This is a genomic window from Mesorhizobium waitakense (assembly GCF_056431085.1).
Map to the genome: position 1 here is coordinate 1 of NZ_JBWKME010000108.1, position 21,737 is coordinate 21,737.

Here is a 21,737-nt window from a genome sequence, read left to right on the forward strand (position 1 = left end):
TCGCCATGCGAGCTGACAAAACCGACCAGAGCTTCGCAGCCTTCATCAATCTTGCTGCTGCCGTCATAAACTCACGATGAATCTCAACAAGCCTTAGGGCGAAGCGAGCCACGTCTTCCGGCTCGCTCAGCCGGTTGCCGTAGCTGCTGGCGATGACGAAACCGGAAAGAACGATGAAGAAGTCGACGAAGAGGTAGGACGAACCGATGAAGCCGCTTTGCGAAATCGTCGAACCGGTCGGGAAGTGAAACAGTGCCACAAGCAGCGCGCAGATGCCACGCCACGAATCGAGAACCAGGAAGCGTTCGCCGGCGATCGTGCCGGTGTGGGTCGACACCACGACGCGGGGAGGATTAAGAAACGCGGTCTGCGTCATGATGATACAAATCCTGTTTTGCCATGGCACTTGAGGGGCGCCATTTCGTCTCCCCAAGCTGTGACTGGCATCTTCCGTGCCGGTTCTGTAGTTGTTGCACCCCGATGAAAAACAAGGACCCGTAATGGCGACCAACAACATCGACCATGCCTTCACCGCCCGCTCCAAAACGGGTGCTGCCCTCGAGCCGACCTATTCCGGCGCGCTGTCCTTCATGCGGCGCAAATATACGAAGGACGTGAAGGGCGCGGACGCGGTGATATGGGGCATTCCCTTCGACGCAGCCGTCACCAACCGGCCCGGCGCCCGCTTCGGGCCGCAGGCGATCCGCCGCGCCTCGGCGATCCTCGACAACGACCCGCAATACCCGTTTTCACGCGATCTGTTCGAGCATCTCGCGGTGGTCGATTATGGCGATTGCCTGCTCGACTCGGGCAACCACCAGAAGACGCCCGGCACCATCGAACGCGAAGCGGCGAAGATACTCAAATCGGGCGCCTTCCTGTTGACGCTCGGCGGCGATCATTTCGTCACCTGGCCGCTGCTCAAGGCGCATGCCGCCATCCACGGTCCGCTCGCCCTGGTGCAGTTCGATGCCCACCAGGACACCTGGCCCGACGATGGCAAGCGCATCGACCACGGCTCCTTCGTCGGCCGCGCCGTCAAGGAAGGCATCATCGATCCGGACCGCTCGATCCAGATCGGCATCCGCACCCACGCGCCCGACACGTTCGGCATCAAAATCCTCTACGGCCACGAAATCGAGGAGATGCGCGCGTCCGACATCGCCTACGCCATCGTCGACCGCACCGGCGGCAGGAAGACCTATCTCACCTTCGACATCGACTGCCTTGACCCGGCCTATGCGCCCGGTACCGGCACGCCGGTTGCCGGTGGGCCGTCCTCGGCAAAGATCCTGTCGACGCTGCGCCAGCTCAACCAGATCGATATTGTCGGCGCCGATGTCGTCGAGGTTGCGCCGGCCTATGATCACGCCGATATAACGGCGATTGCCGGCTCGATGGTGGCCATGCAGTATCTCGGCCTGCTTGCCGAACGAAAGGCCCGGCTTGAAGAGCTGAACAACAACGGCAACCACAACGGTGCCGCGGTGAATCACGGTCAGGGCATATAGTCTAGAATTATCAGGGAATTTGATCAGGCAATGAAACCGAAAATCTTCATCGACGGCGAGCACGGCACCACCGGCCTGCAGATCCGGGCGCTGCTTGCCGAGCGCGGCGACCTGGAAATCATCTCCGTTCCCGCCGAGCGCCGCAAGGAAACGGCGGCGCGCGCCGAGTTCCTCAATGCCGCCGATGTCGCCATCCTGTGCCTGCCCGATGATGCGGCGAAGGAAAGCGTCTCGCTGATCGCCAACGACACCACCAAGGTCATCGACGCCTCGACCGCGCACCGCGTCGCCGAAGGCTGGGCATATGGTTTCGCCGAGATGGACAAGGAGCAGGCAAAGACGATCGCCTCGGCAAGACGCGTCGCCAACCCCGGCTGCTGGCCGCAGGGACCGATCGCGACGCTGCGGCCGCTGGTCACCGCCGGCCTGCTGCCGGCGAGCTTCCCGATCACGGTCAACGGCATTTCAGGCTATTCGGGCGGCGGACGGCCGATGATCGAGGACTACGTCGCCAAGGGTGACGACGCCTCGGAGTTCCTGCCCTATGGCCTCACCTTGCAGCACAAGCACGTGCCTGAACTCAGGGCCTATGCCAGGCTGTCGCATGATCCGATCATGCAGCCGGCGGTCGGCAATTTCGCGCAAGGCATGATCACGGTGGTGCCGCTGCAGCTTGGTGGTCTCGACCATGTGCCGACGGGTGCGGAGCTTCATGCGGCGATCGCCGACCATTTCGCCGCCATCGAGGGCGGTGTGGTCGAGGTCGCGCCCTATGCCCATCTCGAGCGCATGCCGGAGATCGATCCGGAGATCTACAACGGCACCAACCGGATGAAGATCTACGTCTTTGCCAACGACAAACGCGCGCAGGCGCTGCTGCTGGCGGTCTACGACAATCTCGGCAAGGGTGCCTCGGGTGCCGCCGTCCAGAACATGGATCTGATGCTCGGGCTCTGATGGACGCGCCTGCCTTTCCGAAACGCTGGAAGGTCAGCGCGCCCGAACTCATTGCCGAGACCTTTTCGAGCCGCATCTGGAAGGTGCGGCGCGAGGATGGTTTTCCGGCGATCGTCAAGGCGCTCAAGCCTTTCGATGACGTCGCCGACGAATTGCGCGGCGAGCATTATCTCGCGTGGCGGCGCGGCGAAGGCGCGGTGCGCCTGCTTGGCCGCGACGGCCACGGCATGCTGCTCGAATATGCCGGCGAAATACTGCTTTCCGAGGTGCTCGATGAGCGGGGCGACAACGCCGCGACTGAAATCGCGGCCGAGGTGATGGCAAAACTGTTTTCGCCATCGGAACACCCCTTCCCGTCCGAGCTTCAGCCGCTCAGGGAGCGGTTTCCCAGCCTGTTCAGGAAAGCCGCGACCGACCGCGACGCCGGCCATCGCAGTCTCTATGTCGAGGCCGCGGCAATCGCCGATCGGTTACTGGCCGATCCGCACGATATCATGCCCCTGCATGGCGACCTGCATCACGACAACATCCTGCACGGGCCGCGCGGCTGGCTGGCGATCGACCCGAAGGGGGTACTTGGCGATCCCGGCTTCGACGCCGCGAACATGTTCTACAACCCGCTCGACCGGGACGATCTTTGCCTCGATCCGGAGCGGATCGCAGATATGGCCGAGGTCTTCGCCAAAACGCTGGGCCAGGCTCCGCGCGCCATTCTTGATCATGCCATCGCCTATGGTTGCCTGTCGGCCTCCTGGCATCACGAGGACGACAACGCGGTCGAGGAGAACCGCGAATTGTCGATCGCCGAGGCGATCCGGGCGGTGCGGCCAAGCTTCTGATCCAGCCAGTCAACCGGCGACGGTAATGGCTTGTTCACCATGATGGGCTACTCACATTGCGTGGCTCCATCAGGGAATTGTCATGGTCAGCGCGATTTCGGGTTCCTCCCAGGCAACCCAGTATTCCTCGTCGGGTTCATCGAGCAATGGAGCCCAGGAAGCCGCGCTCGAAAAGCAGATCCAGGATCTGGAAGACCAGGCCAAGGCGATCAAGGACCAAGTCCAGGTCGCCCAGGTGCAGCAGGATATCGCTGTCGCCCAGGCCAAACTTGATGCACTCAGGGCCGCCGACGCCGACAAGGCGGCCAAGGCCGCTCAGAGCCAGTCAACGCCATCCGCCGCAGCCTTGCGCCAGGCCGAATTCGACGGCGAGAAGACGACAGCGTCAAACGAATTCTGGATGTGACCGGCCGATCGGCTCGGGATCAGCTCCTGAGCGCGATTTCGTGCGGCAAGGGATAGGCACCCTTGGTGCCGCGCCAATGCGCGGCGGCAAAGCCCAGCACGATGAGCGCAAACCCCTGATGGGTCAGTGCCATATGCAGCGGCACATGCATCAGCAGCGTGCCGATGCCGATCGAAGCCTGCACCAAAACCAGCACAAACAACAGCGTCGCGCGGCGGGCATGGGTTGTTCCAGGCAGTCGCCGACGCGTGGTGATCATGTGCCACAAGGCCACGACGAACACCGTATAGGCGCCGAGCCGGTGGACGAACTGCACCGTCTTCGGGCTTTCGAAGAAATTGCGCCACGCCGGCTCCAGGATCAGCAAATCACCCGGGATCAGCTTGCCGTCCATCAACGGCCAGGTGTTGTAGCTCAGGCCGGCGTCGAGCCCGGCGACCAGCCCGCCGAGATAGATCTGGATCAAGGCCAGAAACACGATGAAACCGGCCAGCCTCTGCGTCGAGCGGTCGGCGGCGGGTTCGGAATGCGGCGCCAGCCCACGCGCAACGACCATGGTGGCGGTGAAGATCAACGCCGCCAGCGTCAGATGGGTCGCCAGCCGGTACTGGCTGACCGAGACCCGGTCGACCAGGCCTGAGGCCACCATCCACCAGCCGATGGCGCCCTGCAGGCCGCCGAGCAAAAGGATGCCCACCAATTTTGGCCCCAGGCCGCGCTCGATGCGGCGCGTCGCCCAGAGGAACAGCAGCGGCAAGGCAAAGACCAGGCCGACGCTGCGCGCCAGGATACGGTGCGCCCATTCCCACCAGAAGATCGACTTGAACGCCTCGATGTTCATGCCCTTGTTGAGCTCGGCATATTGCGGGATCTGCTGGTAGAGTTGGAATTCCTCCTGCCACTCGGCGTCGTTGAGCGGCGGTATCACGCCATGGATCGGCTTCCACTCCGTGATCGACAGGCCGGCACCGGTGAGCCTGGTGGCGCCGCCGACCAGCACCAGCGCAAACAGCACCAGCACCACCACATAGAGCCAGCCGCGCAGCAGCGCCCGATTATACAGGTCGCGGTCGCGGGCCACGAAAGGCGCGGCAGCTGATATGGCAGCCATGGTCTTGTCCCGGCAGGTTGGTTTGGCGGATTGGTGGACCATCGCACCCTTGCTGGCAAGACCAGACGGCGCGGCACGCCGTCGCGCCGCGTCTCACCGGTTGCACAGGGTCGCGTCAAGGCCTATGCGAAGCCATGAGCTTGCCGGACCTGCGAGGTCCCGGCGGCCTAGACCAGGAGGCCAACCATGCCCGTGCGCCTGAAAAAGCTGATCGGAGCGTTCCTGCTGGTGGCACTGGTCATCATCTACGCGCTGGTCGCATCGATCTTCGCGGTCGCCCGGCTGTCGGAGTCGGGTCCGTGGGTGCATTTCCTGTTCTTCCTGCTCAGCGGCCTGCTGTGGGTGCTGCCGGCGATGGGCATCATCAAGTGGCTGATGCTGGAGCCGAAGGCGAAGCGCTGAACCGGAACCCGGCCCCGCCGCAGTCAGATCGTCACGACCATCTTGCCGGCGTTGGCGAGCGGCGTGGTCACGCCCGACAGCATGGTGCGGATATGAGCGAGGCTCTGGTAGCGGCCGTTGACTGAAATGCGCGGCAAGGCATGCAGGAACCCGGCATGTTCGGCGCGCAGCACGCCATGGCGCGTGGTCACGGCCGAGGCATAGCCGGCGTCTCGGGCAAAGCCCACTTCGCGGCAGCCCACCGCCCTGGCATAGCCATAGGGATAGGCGAAATGGCTGGGCCTTTCGCCCAGTTCGGCCTGCAGCAGGTCACCCACCGCGCCGATCTCGTGCCGCGCATCGGTTTCGGAAAGCCGCTTCAGATTGCTGTGGTTGATCGTATGGGCGCCAATCGCCACCAGCGGATGCGCGGCGATGCTGCGGATTTCATCCCAGGTCATCAGTGTCCGCAGGCGCGGACCGTCGGCGTCGACGCCATTCGAGCGAGCCAGGTCACGCAGCACGGCTTGCAGGTCCTCCTCGCGGACTTCGGAGGTGAGATAGACATGCAGGCGTATATTGGCCTGCACTTTCTTCGCCGGGGTCGAGCAGTCGATCACCAGCGGGCCATTCGGCCGTGTCAGAGTGAGGCTGTCGCGCGCGTTGACGATGTCCTCGACCACATCCCACCACAAATCGGCGGTGCCGTTGATCAGCCCGGGCGCGACATAGATGATCATCGGCGCGCCGTGCTTCTCCAGCACCGGCAGCGCCTCCGTCATGTTGTCGCGATAGGCGTCGTCGGCGGTGATGGTTGCGAACTCGCCACCCTTGCCGCCTGCCTTGATGCGCTCGACCGCTTCATCCATGGAAACAAAGGCATAGCCGCTCGCCTTCATGTCGGCGATCACGGCATCGAGGAAGCCAGGCGCGATGTTCAGATGCCGGTTGACGCTGTCGGGCTTTTCGGGCGTCGCGGTCACGCGGTGCAGCATCAGTATGGCGCCAATGCCGCCGATGAACGGCTTGGCCAGCGGTGCAAGACCGGAATAACGGGCGACGTTCAGCGCCAGTTTCCGGATTGCCTCGCCCCCGTCGATCATTCATTCACCTTTTGCGCCTAGGCTAAACCAAGCACGGAATGCGCCTATGCGGCTCCCCAAATCGCCATCAGTACGCCCTAAGGATTGAGGTATGGTTGACGCAACAGCGTCATTTGACGGCAATCGGCTCGCTGCGACCGAGGCGTCGCCGCGAGCCTTGCCGGGAGACCAGGCCGGCCTGTCGATTTCAGTGACATCCGCGGAAGGGCTCGCGGCCTATGCCGAGTTCTGCCGCTCGGCCCTGTTTGCGCCGGCGCAGAGTGCCGGCTGGATCCTGAACTGGGCCGAGCACGTCGGACCGGATCTGCTCATAGCGACGCTCAGCGCCGAAGGCCGGCCGGTTTTTTCGCTGGCCCTGGAGGTCACCGCGAAAGGTCCGTACCGCGTCGCCCGCTTCATGGGCGACCGCCACGCCAACGGCAACTTCGTCGCCGCCGATCCGCAATGGCTGGCCAGGGCGGATATCCCGGCCATTCGATCGCTGTTGGCGACCATCGCCAAGGCACGCCCGGACATCGATCTCGTCGCGCTCGAGCGGTTGCTGCCCGATCTCGACGGTGTCACCAATCCACTCGCCTTGCTTGACCATTTTGCCAGCCCAAACTTGTCGCTGGCCGTCGATCTCGGCGGTGGCTTCGATGCGCTGCTGTTGCGCGCCAGCGGCAAGCGCAAGCGCAAGAAGCACCGCTCGCAGATGCGCAAGTTCGAGGCTGTGGGCCGCCACCGACGCATCGAGGCGCGCACGGCGGACGAGGTGGACAGGCTGCTCGATGCCTTTTTCGAGATGAAGGAATTCCGCTTCCGCAAGATGGGCATCTCCAACGTCTTTGGCGACGAGCAGGTGCGCGCCTTCTTCCGCGCGCTGTTCACGCACGCGCTTGCCGAGGACAAGCCCTCCTTCCTGCTGCACGGGCTCGAGGTGGCCGGCAAGCTCCGCGCCGTCACCGGGTCAAGCCGCTCGGGCAAGCGCCTGATCTGCGAGTTCGGAGCGATCGCCGAGGACGATCTCGGCAACACCAGTCCCGGCGACTTCCTGTTCTTCGACAACATCCAGGAAGCCTGCGAGACCGGTTTTGCCGTCTATGACTTCTCTGTCGGCGACGAGCCCTACAAGCGGCTATGGTGCGATATCGAAACCCAGCATTTCGAGGTGCTGGTTCCCTTGACACTGAAGGGCCGCGCGCTGGCGGTGACGCTCCGGCAAGGCGCAAGGTTCAAAGCCTTCATCAAGAACAGCCCGACGATCTGGAAGCTGACCAAGATGCTGCGCCGCAAGACTGCCGGACAAGCAGCGCCCATAACCGGCGAGAATGCGAGCTAGTTTCGGAAATTCAGGGCTTCTCTAAGGGCGGCTTTGACTCGGAGATCGAGATCGGCCTCGATGTCGCCAAGGCCTTAAGCTGTCGCCACGGAGTGAGGACGATGATGCCGACCATCCGCACGCTGTCACTGCATGAGTTGGCGGTTCTCATCGACTGGGCGGCGGCGGAAGGCTGGAACCCTGGTCTTGAAGACGCGGCGATGTTCCAGGCTGCGGATCCCGCAGGCTTTATCGGCGCCTTTGCCGGCGACGAAATGGTCGCGGCAATCTCGGCAGTGGCCTATGGAAGCGGATTCGGCTTCATCGGCCTCTACATCTGCCGGCCGGACAAGCGCGGCAAAGGCTACGGCAAGGCGGGGTGGGACGCCGGCATGGACAGGCTTGCCGGCAGGACCGTCGGCCTCGACGGTGTCGCCGAGCAGCGCGCCAATTACAGGCGCAAGGGCTTCGAACCCGCCTACGAGACCATCCGCTATAGCGGCCGCGCCGCAGGTTCGACGGTCAAGGCCGATGGGTTGCACACGGTGACGGCCAAGCTCGTGCCCGACATCATCGCTTATGACGCATATTGTTTTCCGGCACCCCGGCGAGCCTTCCTCCAGCGATGGCTGCAGGCGCCGCATCATGGGCTGGCGGCCATCAACTCGCGCGGCACCACCGGCTATGCCGTGGCCCGGCCGTGCCGCTCAGGCTTCAAGATCGGCCCGCTGTTCGCAGACAGCAACGACACGGCGCTGCAGCTGCTGGACGGACTGGCGGGGGCCTGCGAGGGCGGTGACCTGCACATCGACGTTCCCGCCGAAAAGGCCGGCTTCATTGCGGCACTCGAGGCGGCCGGCTTTGCGCCGACCTTCAAGACCACTCGCATGTACAAGGGCCCGGCCCCGCAGCTCGGCCTGCAACGGTTGTTCGGCGTGACGACCCTGGAATTGGGATAGATCAGGCGGAGCGTCCGCCCTGGGATCTGCGTCTCTTCAGGCCGCCGAGCGCCGTCCCGGCACCGGATTGCCGGGCGGCTCGTGGCCGAGCGGCGTCACCAGCGTCAGGTCGGGATAGCCGCTTTCGATCAGCTTGACCGCGGCCTGCGTCACTTCATCGTCCGGCTCCAGCATGGACAGCAACACCTCGGTGGCATCGCCGGCCAGGCGGCTGATGCCTTGCGCGTCGGCCGGTCCGCATTCGACCACGACCAGATCATAGGCTGTGGTCAGCGACTGCATGATGATCGGCAGCCGGTCGGCGGCGCGCATGGCGCGGACCGGATCGGCGGTGCCGACAGGAATGACGTGACAGTCCGAATAGAGATCGGCATGGATGACGTCGCTGAACTGCGCTTCCGAAGCGAGCAGGTTGGTGATGCCGGGGAAAAGGCCGCTGTCCAGCATCGGCCGCGAGGCGGCCCCCGAAGCGGTAAGGTCCAGCAGCAGGACGCGCAGGCCGGCGTCGGCGACCTCGCGTGCCACCAGGACCGCCGATGCGGCAGCCTCGTCGCCCTCTGGCGAGACGAATATGGCGCGCGCCGCACCGCTGGCGATCAGCTTTTCGGCGGCCTTCTCGATGTCGATCTCGCCCAGGGTGGAACGCACCGGTTCGGCCTCGGCAGTCGTCTCCTGCGCTGTCGCTGCTTCGGTCATCGCGACCATATCAGGCGCTTCGGCCGCATGCGCATAAGGCACGTCGGTCTCGGGCATTGCAGTGGCATAGGGCATCGCGGCTGTGTAGGGCTCCGACCTCGTGTCAGCCGGATCTTCTCCCATCTCCGGGCGAAGGACCGGGGCCTGGAGGACGACGGGCTCCTGGTGGACAGCCGGCATCGCGATCCTATCAGGCGCCTGAGCTACATGGGGCATCGCGACCTCATCGATGCGTTCGAAGCGGGAACCGGTCGCCGGCCGCATGGCGCGGCCAGAAAACAGCTCCCGCAGGAGCGTCACGATGGCCATGACCAGCAGCGACGCGACGAAGGCGGCACTGACGATGGGCAGGACCTTCGGGAAATAGGGCTCGGACGGCACCTGCGCCAGGGAAACCACCCGTGCATCGACGGGCAGATAGTTGCGATCCTTGCGCGACGCCGCGCTGAGGTAGTTCGCCTGGTACGATTCGAGCTGCTGGCGCTTGGCGGCCGCATCACGCTGCAGGGCGTCAAGTTCGACCTGCTGTTCGCCGGCGCGGGCCGATGCCGCCTTCAATGTGTTGACGTCGGCGACGAGCTGGTTCTCACGAGCCTGCGCGGTCTGCGCCTGGGTCATCAGACCCTTCATCAGCTTTTGCGCCTCGTTGCGGATCTGGCCGTCGAGATCGGCAAGCTGAGACTTCAACGCCCGGATGCGCGGATGATTGTCGAGCAAGGTGGTGGAAAGATCGGCGATGTTGGCCCTGAGCTCGACCTGCCGCTCGCGCAGGCGCTGGATCAGATCGGAAGACAAGACCTCAGGCACGGCATCGAGCGAGCCGCCACCCTGCAACGCCTTGCGCACGCTATCGGCGGTCGCTTCCGCCGAGGCGCGGTTGGCGCGCACACGCATCAGTTCGCTCGACAGTTCGGAAAGCTGCTGCGTGGCAAGCACGGAATTGTTGCCGCCCATCAAAAGGTCTGATTGCGCACGGTAGGTGGCAACCTTGGCCTCGGCATCCCTAACCTTCTGCTGCAGGTCGGCGATCTCCGGCGCCAGAAAATCAGCGGCGGCGTTGTTCGATTCGAGCTTGGCGGCCCCTTGCCCCGCGATATAGGCGGCGGCAATGGCATCTGGTACGGCAGCCGCGAGCTTGGGATCTTCCGATGAGAACTCAATGGCAATGATGCGGGTCTTCTCGACGCTATAGACGTTGAGCTTCTCATGCATTTTCTTGAGGACGCGCTCTTCCGTCGGAATTTCCATCGGGTCGCTCTTCAGACCGACGAGGATCAGAGCGCGGCTCAACGGCGACATGTCGAGTGCTTCGTCGAACTCGGGCAGCTTCTCCAGACCAAGCTTTTGCGCGACCTGCTTGAGGATTTCGTTGGAGGAAATGATCTGGACCTGGGTGGCGACGCCCTGTTCATCGAGAATTGGCTTGTCGGCGTCGTTGTTGCTGGCCGGCCGCGTATAAACGGACTCACGCGGCGCAATCTCTACCTGGGTCTGAGCCTTGTAGTGGCGCGTGGCAAACGAGGCGAGCGCGAAAGCCGCGCCGGTCACCACCAGTGCGACGACGAGGATGCGCAGCCAGTTCCTCGCCAGACTGGCGAAGAGCTGCCTGAGATCGACGTCAACATCTGCGGCCGCGGACTGAACGGACATGCATCCCTACTCCGATACTGGGTCAGGACACACCGTAAACAACTATGGTAACTCAGCCGTTAAGATAGCCGTAAGTTTGCGTTAGGGTTTACTGGCGGACGCCAAACAAAACCGCCAAAAAATCGGAAAACTCTCGCCGGCGCGCGCCGTGTCGGCCGCTCCCTTTACCGGCCATTAACCCTAACAGGATGATAACGGACCTCGATCCCTAGAGTTGCTGCGGGGCTGCAGCGACCAGTCGAAGGTACCTGTCCGGTCATGAAAAGCACTGCTTTCCTGTTTCGCGCGCTGCTTGCCGTATCGATGCTTGCCGGCTGTTCCAGCTACCGGCCGACGCCGGCAGCCTTCCACGAGGTGCTCGACCAGCCCTATCGTCTTGGCGCCGGCGACCGCGTCCGGGTCACTGTGTTCGAGCAGGACGGGCTGACCAACACCTACAGCGTCGACCAGTCCGGCTACCTCTCCTTCCCGCTTGTCGGCGCCGTACCGGCGCGCGGCCACACAGCGCAGCAGATGGAAAAGGAAATCGCCGACAAATTGCGACAAGGCTATCTGCGCGATCCCGACGTTTCGGTCGAGATCGACCGCTACCGTCCGATCTTCGTCATGGGCGAAGTGGGCGCCGCCGGCCAATACTCGTACGTGCCCGGCCTGACGGTGCAGAAGGCAATCGCCATCGCTGGCGGTTTCACCCCGCGCGCCAATCAGGAAAGCGTCGACATCACCCGCGACATCAACGGTAAGGTGATGACCGGCCGTGTGGTCACGTCCGACCCGCTGCTGCCGGGCGATACAGTCTACGTCCGCGAACGCCTGTTCTGACGACCCACGTGGTGGACAACCTCAGGATCGTCCATTGCTTTCGCTCACCCGTCGGAGGAATTTTCCGCCATGTGCGCGACCTGACCGAGGCGCAGGTCGCTGCCGGACATTCCGTCGGCATCGTCTGCGATTCGACGACCGGCGGCGAGTTCGAGGAACGTCTGTTCGAGCAGATGAAAGATATGCTGGCGCTCGGCATCCATCGCACGCCGATGCAGCGCCATGTCGGCCCGGGCGACCTTGCGTCGGCCTGGCGCACTTACAGGATCATCAAGGAATTGCGGCCGGACGTGTTGCACGGGCACGGCGCCAAGGGTGGCGCCTATACCCGTCTGTTCGGCTCATTGTTGCGGGTATCAAGGTCTCGCGTAGCCCGCCTTTATTCGCCGCATGGTGGCTCTCTCCACTATGACGAGAACACGACCACCGGAAAGCTGTTCTTCGCGCTCGAGCGCTTCATGGCACGCTTCACCGACCACCTGCTGTTTGTCTCCGACTACGAAAGGCGAACCTATCGCCGCAAGGTCGGAGAGCCGCAGATCCCCAACACCCTTGTCTACAACGGATTGCGCGCCGCCGAATTCGCGCCGGCGATCACCGGGCCCGACGCAGCCGATCTGCTCTATATCGGCATGATGCGCCACCTGAAGGGTCCCGACATCTTCATCGACGCGCTGGCCCTCGCCGGCCCCCGGCTCGGCCGCGCGCTGACCGCGGTGATGGTCGGCTCCGGCGACGACCTGCCCCGCTACCACGCCCAGGTGAAACGCCTCGGGCTTGAGGGCTTCGTCCGCTTCCTGCCGCCGATGCCGGCCAGGGAGGCTTTCGCGCTGGCGGCACTCGTCATCGTTCCCTCGCGGGCCGAAGCCATGCCCTATATCGTCCTGGAGACTCTTGCCGCCGGTAAGCCGATGATCGCCACGTCCGTCGGCGGCATACCGGAGATCTTCGGCTCCGGCTCCCCTGCGCTGATCCGGCCTGGCCCAGTCGAGCTTGCCGACAAGGTGAGCCAGGCGCTGGGCGACCTCGCCGCCTATCGCAAGCTGATGCCGGATGGCGCCAGCCTCAAGGCACGCTTCGGCGCCGATGTGATGGCCGCCGACATCGAGAAGGCCTACTTCGCCGCGATCAACAAATAGGCCTCAAGCCCCAGGCCGTTTCAAAGCCACTTGTTGTTTCAAGGCTTTCTTAGCTCTCTTTTGCTATTCACCGTAGGGAAGCTTGCGGAAAGCCCCATGAACGAGATCGACCCCGCGCGCCGCTTTTCACCAGAGGCGGTGCGTAAATTCGACGGCCCGGCCGAAGGCGACACGCCGCCCGGCGGCATGAACGATGTCGCCCGCCAGGTCGCCTCGCAGTACAGGCGCGATACCATGTCGCCGATCATGGTCAGCGGCGTGCTGCGCATGGTCGAATTCGGCTTGCTGCTGCTGTCCGGGCTCGGCATCTATTTCTACTATGTCGGGTTCTTCAACTATCTCGCCTGGCAATACCCGCTGACGATCGCCGCTTCGTCGTTCCTTGCCGTGGTGCTGCTCGACGTCACCGACTGCTACCAGATCGTGGCCCTGATGCGGCCCATCGCCAATTTCGGCCGCGTGCTGCTGGTCTGGGCCGGCACTTTCGCCCTCATGGCGCTGATGGCATTCGTCATGAAGATGTCGGAAGACTATTCGCGCCTTCTGTTCGGCACCTGGTTCGTCATCGGCTTCGTTCTCCTCTTCGGCCTCAGGCTGGTGATGTCGAAGCTGATCCGGCGCTGGGCGCGCGATGGCCGCATGGAGCGGCGCGCCGTCATAGTCGGCGGTGGCAAGGCGGCTGAAATGCTGATCCGCTCGGTCGAAAAGCAGCCCTATAACGACATCCGCATCTGCGGCATCTTCGACGATCGCGGCGACAAGCGCTCACCGCCCATTGTCGCCGGTTATCCCAAGCTCGGCACCATTTCGGAGCTGATCGAGTTCGCCCGCATCGCCCGCATCGACATGCTGATCGTATCGCTGCCGCTGACCGCCGAATCGCGCGTGCTGCAGCTGTTGAAGAAGCTGTGGGTGTTGCCGGTCGACATCCGGCTGTCGGCGCATTCCAACGCGCTGCAGTTTCGCCCGCGCGCCTATTCCTACATCGGCTCGGTGCCGATGCTCGATATCTTCGACAGGCCGATCAACGACTGGGATTCGGTCGCCAAGCGCGCCTTTGACATCGTCTTCAGCCTGATCGGCATTGTGGTGTTCTCGCCGGTGATGCTGGCGACCGCTATCGCCATCAAGCTCGACAGCAAGGGGCCGGTGCTGTTTCACCAGAAGCGGCACGGCTTCAACAATGAAATCATCGAGGTCTACAAGTTCCGCTCGATGTATACGGACAAGGCTGATCCATCCGCCAAGCAGACGGTGACCAAGAACGACCCGCGCGTCACCCGCGTCGGCCGCTTCATCCGCAAGACCTCGATCGACGAGCTGCCGCAGTTCTTCAACTCGCTGCTGGGTTCGCTGTCGCTGGTCGGCCCGCGTCCGCACGCCATCGCCGCGCAGTCGCACAACCTTCTCTACAACGAAGTGGTCGACGGCTATTTCGCGCGTCACAAGGTCAAGCCCGGCGTCACCGGCTGGGCGCAGATCAATGGCTGGCGCGGCGAGATGGACACCAACGAGAAGATCCGCATGCGGACGGAGTACGACCTCTATTACATCGAGAACTGGTCGCTGCTGTTCGACTTGCGGATCCTATTCCTGACGCCGGCCAGGCTGCTGAACACGGAAAACGCCTATTGAGCGCGATTTCCCATGAGCTGCCGCAGGCCGCGGTCAACGCCAAGCTGATCGCGCTGATTTCCTCGGCGGCGGTGTTCGTCGGCATATTCCTGTCCGGCTTCGTCATCAGCGAACCGGCGCCCTATGAACTCTACATGGCCGGGCTGATCGCCATCTGGGCTCTCTTTGGCCTCAGGCTGTCGCGCGCGGCAATGCCACTGCTGGTGCTGCTGGTGACGATGAACATCGGTGGCATGATGGCGATGACGCAGATGGCGGATCTCGCCAACACGCCTCTCTATCTCGCCGTCTCGCTGTTTCTCGCCTTCACCGCGGTGTTCTTCGCCTCGGTGACCGCGGTGCAGCCCAGCCTCTACCGGCTGATCTTCTTCGCCTATGTCGTGTCGGCGGTGATAACCTCGCTGCTTGGCATAGCGGGCTATTTCCACGCCTTTCCGGGCGCCGAGATGTTCACCAAATACGACCGTGCCGCCGGTGCCTTCCAGGACCCGAATGTGTTCGGACCGTTCCTGGTGCTGCCCGGCATCTATCTGCTCTATCTGCTTTTGACCGGCCCGGTCACGCGCATGCCGCTGCTGGCGGTGCCGCTGCTGATCATCACCGCCGGCATCTTCTTTTCCTTCTCGCGCGGCGCCTGGGGCATGTTCGCCGTTTCGGCTGTCCTGCTCACCGGCTGCCTGTTCCTGCAGAGCGCCAGCGGCATGTTCCGGCTGCGCGTGGTGGTGATGACGGTTGCCGCGCTGTCGCTGCTGGTCGTCGCCATGATCGTCATCCTGCAGCTGCCCGGCGTGTCGGAGATGTTTTCCAACCGCGCCCATCTCGAACAGAGTTACGACACCGCCCGCCTCGGCCGCTTCGCCCGCTACGCAATCGGCTTCCAGATGGCGCTCGAGCATCCGTTCGGCATCGGCCCGCTGGTCTTCGGCACGATCTTTGGCGAAGACACGCACGATATCTGGCTGAAGATGCTGATGGACTATGGCTGGCTGGGCTTCGTGTCGTTCCTGACGCTCGTCGCCTGGACGATAGCAGCCGGATTCCGCATCCTGCTTCGCGACCGGCCGTGGCAACCCTATTTGTTGTGCGCCTATGTCGCCTTCATCGGCAATATCGGGCTCGGCACCTTCATCGACATCGACCACTGGCGCCACGTCTACCTGCTGCTCGGCCTGATCTGGGGAGCCATCGCGCTGGAGTATAGACACCAGCGGCTGTTGCGGCCGGACCCGGTTCAAGCCCAAGGTGGAAGGCGAGCTGTAGAAGGCGGTTGATTTGCGAGCGTCAAGGATTTTGAGCGCTCGTAAGTTCCTGTATTTTCTCGAGGAGATTTTTGACCAGCAGCTGGTAGACCTGCGTGAGTTCCCCTGGCGATAATTCGACTCTGATGTCGTACTGCCCGGAATAATTCACCTGCAGATTTACTGTCCCGAACAGCGTCGTTGCGCCATCGCGTATGTCGGTCGCCACGATCATGTTTTGCAATGACTGGTCGAGCAGAATGACGCCGGGTTCACCGGGGTGATTGTGTCTTGTCGTCCTGATCTTCACGTCAACCTCCTTTTCGGACCTTTCAAGAAAAGCGCAGAGCCAGCCGAGATTACCGCAGTTCCCTGTTCGGTGCAGTGCGCTTGGTATCTGGATGGCAGAAGGGGACTTTGACAATATCAATAGGCGGGTTTGGGCGGCTCTCTGTCGTCATGGTTCAAAATCGAGGCGATCCGCCTGAGGTTAGACATCGCCTCATCGATCAGTCGCCAGGATGGCTGTCCTTGTGCCGCGTCTCTGGCGCTCGCCAGATCGCCCCTGACGATCTGCATTATCTCATGGGCGGCTTCTTTCTTGTCCATACGACCGTTCCTGCGAGACAATGAAGGCAGTCTTGACTGCTATCATGTCACCACGTCAGGCGGGTCCACAACGGAACTATGTGGCTGCCGCCGGTTGCTCCCGCGGCGGGCACAATAGAAGGGATCCGCATTTCGGGTTTCTTGGTGGTTGAGCAGACCGGATTGGGAAATCGATTGCCGCCCACCATATCTTTTCGATGTCGGAGTCGCCTTGACCCTCTTCCCAAGGTGTCCAGCCCTTGCCCGGTCGCGCAGTCAGTTCGCTATCGCGCATCAGAGAGCCGCCCGACCTACGCTGGATTAGGGAGCTTCCGTCTCAACACTTGAACAACCTTGCCGTAGATCTGCCCTTCCAGAGCGGTGAGCGAAGCCGTCAAATCTAAATCCTGTCCAAGTTTGTGCGTCCAGCTTCCATCCTGCAGTTGGCGGGCTGCATGGGTAGCCGCGGCCGAAGTAATCCTTGCAGAGAAGATACCCGACGCTGACCGTTACGACGGTCGTTGGCTCCGGAAGCGGAACATGCGGCATACTTAGGCCGAGTTCCGGCTCGGTGTAGTTGGTGACAACGACCGCGGTCAAACCATAGACCGGGATGCCGTCGACCCTACCGGTGCCGATAACGGCTGGCTTGGCGCGACCGAGTGCGATGGGCGTAACCAGCCCGGTGCGGCGAGTAGTGACCCCGCTGATGCGTGGCGGCAACGGGGTCTGGAGCCATACACCGCGAATAGGACGACTGGGCATTATCCTACCTCCCGGCCGCAGTTCAGCGTTCGCGCCGCGGCGCGTTGGTCAGTGTTGGTCATGTGGTGGAATTCCTTAAAAGTAGTCGCAATGAGCTTGGCTGTTTATCCAAGGAGCCGGAGTGCTATACTGAGGCTGGCAGTCCAGTGCTGGCGACCGACGCGGTGTAGCGCACGCGGGCATTGGTAGGCCGAAAATTGGGAAGAAATCTGCTGCTGCCCAACTCTAACGTGATCTCTACAGAGAATAATAAGGCAAGACTTGGTGAAAATCCAAGACGTCTGAGGATAATGAAGACATGAATACCTTGATATTCTTTGTTTGCTTCCAATTGTTGCGCTTGTGTGCTTAGTTACTTTTGTTGCGAACATACGCCGATTGAAATTTGAGAGAGAGCACACGTATAAAACTGGAATTAGCGCCGCCGGCCGCGATGCCAATAAAGTCACAGTCGCTCACTACATGGACAGGTTGGGGGCAAAATCGCGGACCGGTGGTGAGAAGAAGCCGTGAGTCTCAGCTACGGCGCAGATCTTGTAACAATTTTCGGATTCCCCTTGGCACTAATAGGCCTCTGGGTAGTGTTTCGTCAGCTCAAATCAGACAAGCTGGCAGTTTCTGCCAGTGCTATGGCCACTATCCATGGAATATTCGTTCGCGAATAGATGCACTTTCGCGGATAGATCCATATGGTGTCGACGGGGCCGATAATCCAGATTGGACTGGCGCCTTCCGTGATCTCCTAAACGACCTCGAGGTTGCTTGTGCAGCCCATCTCGATAGTCAGTTCAGCGGGAGATCGGGAGATCTGGCGGTATTTCTAATCCGAGACATGCTCAAAATGTTTCAAGAGGATGCCACCCTACAGATCCATCTTGAGGCGGCCATCCACGATCCCGAAACCTTTAAGAACATCTCAGATTTTTTGGCCACGCAGAAATGAGGGGCCGGTAAAGATTGGCGGGCTAGTTTCCTACGGGGTTGCCCCCTGCAGGATGCCGCGCAGCCTCATTGCCGTCTCGGCGCGAGCGACATCGATGCGACGCCGCGCATTTGCGAGCGCCGCGGCCGCGTTGTGTGGTGGTCATGTTGTTTCCTGAGACGGCGCGCTTTCAGCCAGTGGCCGATTTAGGCGGCCGGCGCTCCTACCTAGAAAACTCCGTTCCCGGATTGTCATTATCCGCACGCTGCGACACTGCCGCGAGGAAGGAGGGCACAGACCGTTTTGATTTTGCGCGCGCCCTCTTCAAGCGTGTTTCCGTGTACTCTACGAATAAGACGCTCTTGCTAAACATCAAGTTGAAATCCTCGCCCTTAAAACCGCGACTTAGGGTGGCGTAGACTCCGGATAAAACGGACGGCGGCACGTTCACCTTTTCCATGGGGATCTTTGATTTCCAACTCATCGAGCAGCCAAGCGAGATGGCCTTGTAAATACTTGTTTTCCCCTTTTTCCAAGTTACAAGTTGGCAATCCTATTTCAGAGATCCTCTTCATCCGCAGGCGTCGACCATAAACCGCGGCCACATCGACCGCGGTAGATGCAGATGATTCTGCGCGACGCCTATTCCTTCTAGCGCATCCCAGCGTGCCGCTTCTTCCTATCGGGTGGGCCGAACTCACGCTCTGCCCAGATAGGCCGCTCCGGGGGCACGAAGCCGCGGTGGAATTCCACCATGTAATCGAGAACATCATTGCCAATGCGACGCCAAGTTTCCTCTGCCAAATCGCGCGGCACCTCGCGGCGGTTCTCAACAATTCCAGCCTCTACGAGATCCTCAAAGAAGTCGTAGCCGCTCAGGCGTCCATGCGACGTTGCTCGTCCTGCTTGTTCATGGCCAGCCTGGCGCGTAGGGCAGCACGCTCTTCTTTCGTATTGCAGTGAAACGGCTCCCCGCTGCGTTCGCGGCACAGCAAGCGTGGTCTGCTGATGAATGATGAGTTGGTCATGGGTGGTCATCCCATCTGGAGAAACCGGCTAGGCCGGTAGTGCCGACCGCGATGGGCGGTCGGTAGAAAATCATGGTGCAGCGCAACAAAGATATTGCGTTGCACGCAAACTTCCGTAAGCTCGCTCTAATATGCAGCAGCATAGGCCGGGGGGCGGTAGCCACGGCTCTTCAGTTACTTGGGAGAGCCGTGGTGGCTACCTGGGCCGCTTTGTCCTGTATCTGCTTGTTGTCATTCGCCGGTTTTGTTACCCAGACGGATTTTTCAGCTATTTTTGGAAGGTAGGACTTTGGGGGTAAGTCCTTGTTTTTTAAATGGTCGGAGTGGCCGGATTCGAACCGACGACCCCTTGACCACCAGTTTTGTAATATACGTTTTATAGCCATTCCTAGCGTTGCACGATGTGACGCACACGCCATGATTTGCAACGTTATGCAACCTATGCCCACTTGACTTGATCGAGCCTTGCCCCAATATACTGGCTACAATGTGGCTATAACGGGGGTTGGTAGTGGCTATAAAACTAACGGCAGACAAGGTGGCCGAGATCATGGATTCGGCCCTACCGAATAGGACCGAATTCTATTTCGACTCCGATCTCACGGGATTTGGTTGTTACCGCACCGCTGCGGGCACTGGCACATTCTTCGCAGAATTCCGACCTGTTGCTGGCGGCGTCAAGAAGCGGCTCAAACTGGGCCGGGTAGGCACGCTTAAGGCCAACGAGGCGCGGGAGGCTGCACGCAAGGCAATCGCCCACGCAGGGCTAGGGAAAGACCTTGCCAAGGACCGGGCCGACGAGCGCGCGAGCGGCACAGTCAAAGAGTTGGTGGAGGACTACATCGCTGGCAAGGATATGAAACAGTCGAGCCGCGATTTCTACACCGTAACCCTGAAAACCCACATCGGGCCGCATCTTGGCGCCAGTAGAGCCGTTGCCGTAACCCGCGTCGATGTTCAGCGGGCGCACACCAAGATGTCGAAGCGGGCGCGGTATTCAGCTAACAGAGCAATGGCGCTTTTGTCTGCGGCCTACACATGGGGGTCGAAGCGAGGCTACGTACCAGAAGGCATGAATCCTGCGGCCGCAATTGAGCGGAATAGGGAGGAATCCCGCGAGCGCTATCTAACAGACGAAGAGATGACGCGCCTTGGCGATGCGCTGCGCGAAGCGGAAACGATTGGGATCCCGCACAAGCCATCGGAATCAAAACACGCCGCGAAGGTGAAAACCCGCACCGTATACGGACCGCACGTCACGGGTGCCATTCGTCTGTTGATGCTGACCGGGTGTCGGCTGCGCGAGATACTCAATCTGCGCTGGGACGATTATGATGCAAAGCGCGGTCTGCTCCTACTCCCAGATAGCAAGACGGGGAGAAAGACCGTGGTGCTTTCGGCGGCGGCGCAGGCTGAGATTGATAGCCTGCCGCACGTGGGCAAGTACGTCATCGCCGGCCAATCCGCAGCAACCGAAGATGAGAAGCCGCGGTCCGACCTTAAAAAGCCATGGGCGGCAATTGCGAGCAGAGCGAGTCTTTCGGACGTCCATCTGCACGATCTTCGCCACACATTTGCCAGTGTGGGCGCCGGTGACGGTATGTCGTTGCTGACCATTGGCAAGCTGCTCGGCCATGCTGATGCCGCTACCACGCAACGGTATGCGCACTTGCATGTTGACCCAACGCGCGCCGCCGCAAATGCTATCGCTAATAAGATCGCCGTTGCGATCGGAGGCAGATGATGCCGCCACTGCCAAAGGGTTTCTCGCTTCAGGCTGTGCCAATTGAGGCAGCTCTGAGCGAAGGAAGAACCGAAGACGCCAAAACCTTAATGGTGGATCTCTTGCGTGCGGGAAAAGCCGACGAAGTCGTCCAGCGACTTGCTGCCGAAATAATTAGGTCACCCAAGAAACGCGGCAAGGGAAGGCCAAGGGCGCTTCCCGCTCATTGGTATGAGATCGGTGAGGAATTTGGTTGGCTGCGTGATGCTGGTATTCTGTATGACGATGCGGTCGTGCAACTGACAACTAAGTACGGATATTCTGACACACACATTCGAAATTGTGTCCGCAAGTTCGAAGAAGCGAAGGCGGCCCACGATGAGGCCACTGCAGAATATTACGATTAGTTTGCCTAAACCGCGTAGGCGAAAACGCATATTGTTTCTCCATGCAACAACCAGCACGGAGGTAGAATGGCAAACATACGCGTACGACAGGCGGCCGAATACCTCGGCCTTTCAAAATCCCTGCTTGACAAACTCCGCTGCTACGGCGGCGGCCCGGCTTTCTTCAAATTGGGATCGTCCGTCATCTATTCGACTGACGACCTCGACTCATGGATGGCGTCAAAGCGGGTGGCGGCCAACGACAACGCACTCGCGATGAGGGCAGCCGCATGAGCCGCTACACCACAATGACCCGCGCCGAACTTGTCGCCGAACTTGTCGCCGTCGTCGCGGCATTGCAGGCCAAGGTCGCGGCCGAACAGTCTACGACTTCCCCTTGGGATGAGCCAGATTTCAAGCTCGGCTCCATCTATGAGACGCGCAGTTCATAGACACTGCCGGCGCCTAAACCAATCTGCCTGCGGCCATCGCCCCTTCGCAAACCATCCCCCGCGAGCCGCGGGCGCTCACCACCAAAAGACGTCCGGCCGAACCGGCGCCGCAACCCCAGCACTCAA

General features: G+C 61.5%; 23 protein-coding genes. 15 read left to right on the top strand and 8 right to left on the bottom strand.

Annotated features, from left to right (window positions below):
• Positions 1–517 (bottom strand): acyltransferase family protein (locus AC07FD_RS23895; RefSeq protein WP_478351838.1); only part of this gene is annotated, 517 nt, incomplete at its 3' end.
• Between AC07FD_RS23895 and speB the strand changes: the two genes are divergently transcribed.
• The 4 genes from speB (at position 501) to AC07FD_RS23915 (ending at position 3,713) form a co-directional block, all read left to right on the top strand.
• The gene (gene speB, locus AC07FD_RS23900; protein WP_478351839.1) at positions 501–1,511 is read left to right on the top strand and encodes an agmatinase; all 1,011 of its coding nucleotides are present in this window, start codon (positions 501–503) and stop codon (positions 1,509–1,511) included. The two genes, AC07FD_RS23895 and speB, sit on opposite strands and share 17 nt — an antisense overlap.
• Positions 1,512–1,541: 30 nt before the next feature.
• A complete protein-coding gene (gene argC / locus AC07FD_RS23905) occupies positions 1,542–2,468 on the top strand; it encodes an N-acetyl-gamma-glutamyl-phosphate reductase (RefSeq protein WP_478351840.1) in 927 nt (308 codons plus the stop codon).
• Complete coding sequence (locus AC07FD_RS23910; RefSeq protein ID WP_478351864.1) at positions 2,465–3,307, top strand: aminoglycoside phosphotransferase family protein; 843 nt, start codon at positions 2,465–2,467, stop codon at positions 3,305–3,307. The genes argC and AC07FD_RS23910 overlap by 4 nt, the downstream gene beginning before the upstream one ends.
• Positions 3,308–3,389: 82 nt before the next feature.
• Positions 3,390–3,713: a hypothetical protein gene (locus AC07FD_RS23915; RefSeq protein ID WP_478351841.1), complete on the top strand. Its 324-nt coding sequence runs from the start codon at positions 3,390–3,392 to the stop codon at positions 3,711–3,713.
• A gap of 19 nt (positions 3,714–3,732) precedes the next feature.
• Here the strand turns inward: AC07FD_RS23915 and AC07FD_RS23920 are convergent, their stop codons facing one another.
• On the bottom strand, positions 3,733–4,824 hold the full coding sequence (locus AC07FD_RS23920; protein ID WP_478351842.1) for a COX15/CtaA family protein: 1,092 nt from the start codon (positions 4,822–4,824) through the stop codon (positions 3,733–3,735).
• 186 nt (positions 4,825–5,010) lie between these two features.
• Between AC07FD_RS23920 and AC07FD_RS23925 the strand changes: the two genes are divergently transcribed.
• On the top strand, positions 5,011–5,226 hold the full coding sequence (locus AC07FD_RS23925) for a DUF2842 domain-containing protein (RefSeq protein ID WP_478351843.1): 216 nt from the start codon (positions 5,011–5,013) through the stop codon (positions 5,224–5,226).
• A 23-nt stretch (positions 5,227–5,249) separates the two neighbouring features.
• On the opposite strand, the gene AC07FD_RS23930 is transcribed toward AC07FD_RS23925, so the two are convergent.
• Complete coding sequence (locus AC07FD_RS23930) at positions 5,250–6,308, bottom strand: polysaccharide deacetylase family protein (RefSeq protein WP_478351844.1); 1,059 nt, start codon at positions 6,306–6,308, stop codon at positions 5,250–5,252.
• Between the two features lie 91 nt (positions 6,309–6,399).
• Between AC07FD_RS23930 and AC07FD_RS23935 the strand changes: the two genes are divergently transcribed.
• Both AC07FD_RS23935 and AC07FD_RS23940 read left to right on the top strand, forming a co-directional pair.
• The gene (locus AC07FD_RS23935) at positions 6,400–7,629 is read left to right on the top strand and encodes a GNAT family N-acetyltransferase (RefSeq protein ID WP_478351845.1); all 1,230 of its coding nucleotides are present in this window, start codon (positions 6,400–6,402) and stop codon (positions 7,627–7,629) included.
• A gap of 101 nt (positions 7,630–7,730) precedes the next feature.
• On the top strand, positions 7,731–8,567 hold the full coding sequence (locus AC07FD_RS23940) for a GNAT family N-acetyltransferase (protein WP_478351846.1): 837 nt from the start codon (positions 7,731–7,733) through the stop codon (positions 8,565–8,567).
• Positions 8,568–8,603: 36 nt separating this feature from the next.
• On the opposite strand, the gene AC07FD_RS23945 is transcribed toward AC07FD_RS23940, so the two are convergent.
• On the bottom strand, positions 8,604–10,913 hold the full coding sequence (locus AC07FD_RS23945) for a GumC family protein (RefSeq protein ID WP_478351847.1): 2,310 nt from the start codon (positions 10,911–10,913) through the stop codon (positions 8,604–8,606).
• Positions 10,914–11,171: 258 nt separating this feature from the next.
• Between AC07FD_RS23945 and AC07FD_RS23950 the strand changes: the two genes are divergently transcribed.
• From AC07FD_RS23950 to AC07FD_RS23965, 4 genes are all read left to right on the top strand, one after another.
• Positions 11,172–11,735 carry a polysaccharide biosynthesis/export family protein gene (locus tag AC07FD_RS23950; RefSeq protein ID WP_478351848.1) on the top strand — a complete coding sequence of 188 codons (564 nt, stop codon included), beginning with the start codon at positions 11,172–11,174 and terminating at the stop codon, positions 11,733–11,735.
• Between the two features lie 8 nt (positions 11,736–11,743).
• Entirely contained in the window at positions 11,744–12,874 is a 1,131-nt protein-coding gene (locus AC07FD_RS23955; RefSeq protein WP_478351849.1) for a glycosyltransferase family 4 protein, read from the top strand.
• Positions 12,875–12,970: 96 nt separating this feature from the next.
• Entirely contained in the window at positions 12,971–14,509 is a 1,539-nt protein-coding gene (locus AC07FD_RS23960; RefSeq protein WP_478351850.1) for an undecaprenyl-phosphate glucose phosphotransferase, read from the top strand.
• Positions 14,506–15,780 carry an O-antigen ligase family protein gene (locus AC07FD_RS23965; RefSeq protein WP_478351851.1) on the top strand — a complete coding sequence of 425 codons (1,275 nt, stop codon included), beginning with the start codon at positions 14,506–14,508 and terminating at the stop codon, positions 15,778–15,780. Before AC07FD_RS23960 ends, AC07FD_RS23965 begins: the two co-directional genes overlap by 4 nt.
• Before the next feature lie 10 nt (positions 15,781–15,790).
• On the opposite strand, the gene AC07FD_RS23970 is transcribed toward AC07FD_RS23965, so the two are convergent.
• From AC07FD_RS23970 to AC07FD_RS23985, 4 genes are all read right to left on the bottom strand, one after another.
• On the bottom strand, positions 15,791–16,057 hold the full coding sequence (locus AC07FD_RS23970) for a hypothetical protein (protein WP_478351852.1): 267 nt from the start codon (positions 16,055–16,057) through the stop codon (positions 15,791–15,793).
• A 116-nt stretch (positions 16,058–16,173) separates the two neighbouring features.
• On the bottom strand, positions 16,174–16,356 hold the full coding sequence (locus AC07FD_RS23975) for a hypothetical protein (protein ID WP_478351853.1): 183 nt from the start codon (positions 16,354–16,356) through the stop codon (positions 16,174–16,176).
• 290 nt (positions 16,357–16,646) lie between these two features.
• A complete protein-coding gene (locus tag AC07FD_RS23980) occupies positions 16,647–16,829 on the bottom strand; it encodes a DUF7689 domain-containing protein (protein WP_478351865.1) in 183 nt (60 codons plus the stop codon).
• A gap of 1,844 nt (positions 16,830–18,673) precedes the next feature.
• Positions 18,674–19,060 carry a hypothetical protein gene (locus AC07FD_RS23985; protein ID WP_478351854.1) on the bottom strand — a complete coding sequence of 129 codons (387 nt, stop codon included), beginning with the start codon at positions 19,058–19,060 and terminating at the stop codon, positions 18,674–18,676.
• A gap of 528 nt (positions 19,061–19,588) precedes the next feature.
• On the opposite strand from AC07FD_RS23985, the gene AC07FD_RS23990 reads away from it, so the two are divergent.
• The 4 genes from AC07FD_RS23990 (at position 19,589) to AC07FD_RS24005 (ending at position 21,611) form a co-directional block, all read left to right on the top strand.
• Positions 19,589–20,794: a tyrosine-type recombinase/integrase gene (locus AC07FD_RS23990; protein ID WP_478351855.1), complete on the top strand. Its 1,206-nt coding sequence runs from the start codon at positions 19,589–19,591 to the stop codon at positions 20,792–20,794.
• Positions 20,794–21,180 (top strand): hypothetical protein, encoded by a 387-nt coding sequence (locus tag AC07FD_RS23995; protein WP_478351856.1) that lies wholly within the window; start codon positions 20,794–20,796, stop codon positions 21,178–21,180. The genes AC07FD_RS23990 and AC07FD_RS23995 overlap by 1 nt, the downstream gene beginning before the upstream one ends.
• 66 nt (positions 21,181–21,246) lie before the next feature.
• A complete protein-coding gene (locus tag AC07FD_RS24000; protein WP_478351857.1) occupies positions 21,247–21,453 on the top strand; it encodes a helix-turn-helix transcriptional regulator in 207 nt (68 codons plus the stop codon).
• A complete protein-coding gene (locus AC07FD_RS24005) occupies positions 21,450–21,611 on the top strand; it encodes a hypothetical protein (protein ID WP_478351858.1) in 162 nt (53 codons plus the stop codon). Before AC07FD_RS24000 ends, AC07FD_RS24005 begins: the two co-directional genes overlap by 4 nt.
• Positions 21,612–21,737 lie beyond the last annotated feature (126 nt).

Bases quoted from the DNA above. Each gene is read 5' to 3' on its own strand.
- AC07FD_RS23920 (WP_478351842.1), bottom strand. From the start codon at position 4,824: ATGGCTGCCATATCAGCTGCCGCGCCTTTCGTGGCCCGCGACCGCGAC.
- AC07FD_RS23995 (WP_478351856.1), top strand. From the start codon at position 20,794: ATGCCGCCACTGCCAAAGGGTTTCTCGCTTCAGGCTGTGCCAATTGAG.
- AC07FD_RS23925 (WP_478351843.1), top strand. From the start codon at position 5,011: ATGCCCGTGCGCCTGAAAAAGCTGATCGGAGCGTTCCTGCTGGTGGCA.
- argC (WP_478351840.1), top strand. From the start codon at position 1,542: ATGAAACCGAAAATCTTCATCGACGGCGAGCACGGCACCACCGGCCTG.
- AC07FD_RS23960 (WP_478351850.1), top strand. From the start codon at position 12,971: ATGAACGAGATCGACCCCGCGCGCCGCTTTTCACCAGAGGCGGTGCGT.
- AC07FD_RS23985 (WP_478351854.1), bottom strand. From the start codon at position 19,060: ATGACCACCCATGACCAACTCATCATTCATCAGCAGACCACGCTTGCT.
- AC07FD_RS23945 (WP_478351847.1), bottom strand. From the start codon at position 10,913: ATGTCCGTTCAGTCCGCGGCCGCAGATGTTGACGTCGATCTCAGGCAG.
- AC07FD_RS24000 (WP_478351857.1), top strand. From the start codon at position 21,247: ATGGCAAACATACGCGTACGACAGGCGGCCGAATACCTCGGCCTTTCA.
- AC07FD_RS23975 (WP_478351853.1), bottom strand. From the start codon at position 16,356: ATGGACAAGAAAGAAGCCGCCCATGAGATAATGCAGATCGTCAGGGGC.
- AC07FD_RS23940 (WP_478351846.1), top strand. From the start codon at position 7,731: ATGATGCCGACCATCCGCACGCTGTCACTGCATGAGTTGGCGGTTCTC.
- speB (WP_478351839.1), top strand. From the start codon at position 501: ATGGCGACCAACAACATCGACCATGCCTTCACCGCCCGCTCCAAAACG.
- AC07FD_RS23915 (WP_478351841.1), top strand. From the start codon at position 3,390: ATGGTCAGCGCGATTTCGGGTTCCTCCCAGGCAACCCAGTATTCCTCG.
- AC07FD_RS23930 (WP_478351844.1), bottom strand. From the start codon at position 6,308: ATGATCGACGGGGGCGAGGCAATCCGGAAACTGGCGCTGAACGTCGCC.
- AC07FD_RS24005 (WP_478351858.1), top strand. From the start codon at position 21,450: ATGAGCCGCTACACCACAATGACCCGCGCCGAACTTGTCGCCGAACTT.
- AC07FD_RS23935 (WP_478351845.1), top strand. From the start codon at position 6,400: ATGGTTGACGCAACAGCGTCATTTGACGGCAATCGGCTCGCTGCGACC.
- AC07FD_RS23950 (WP_478351848.1), top strand. From the start codon at position 11,172: ATGAAAAGCACTGCTTTCCTGTTTCGCGCGCTGCTTGCCGTATCGATG.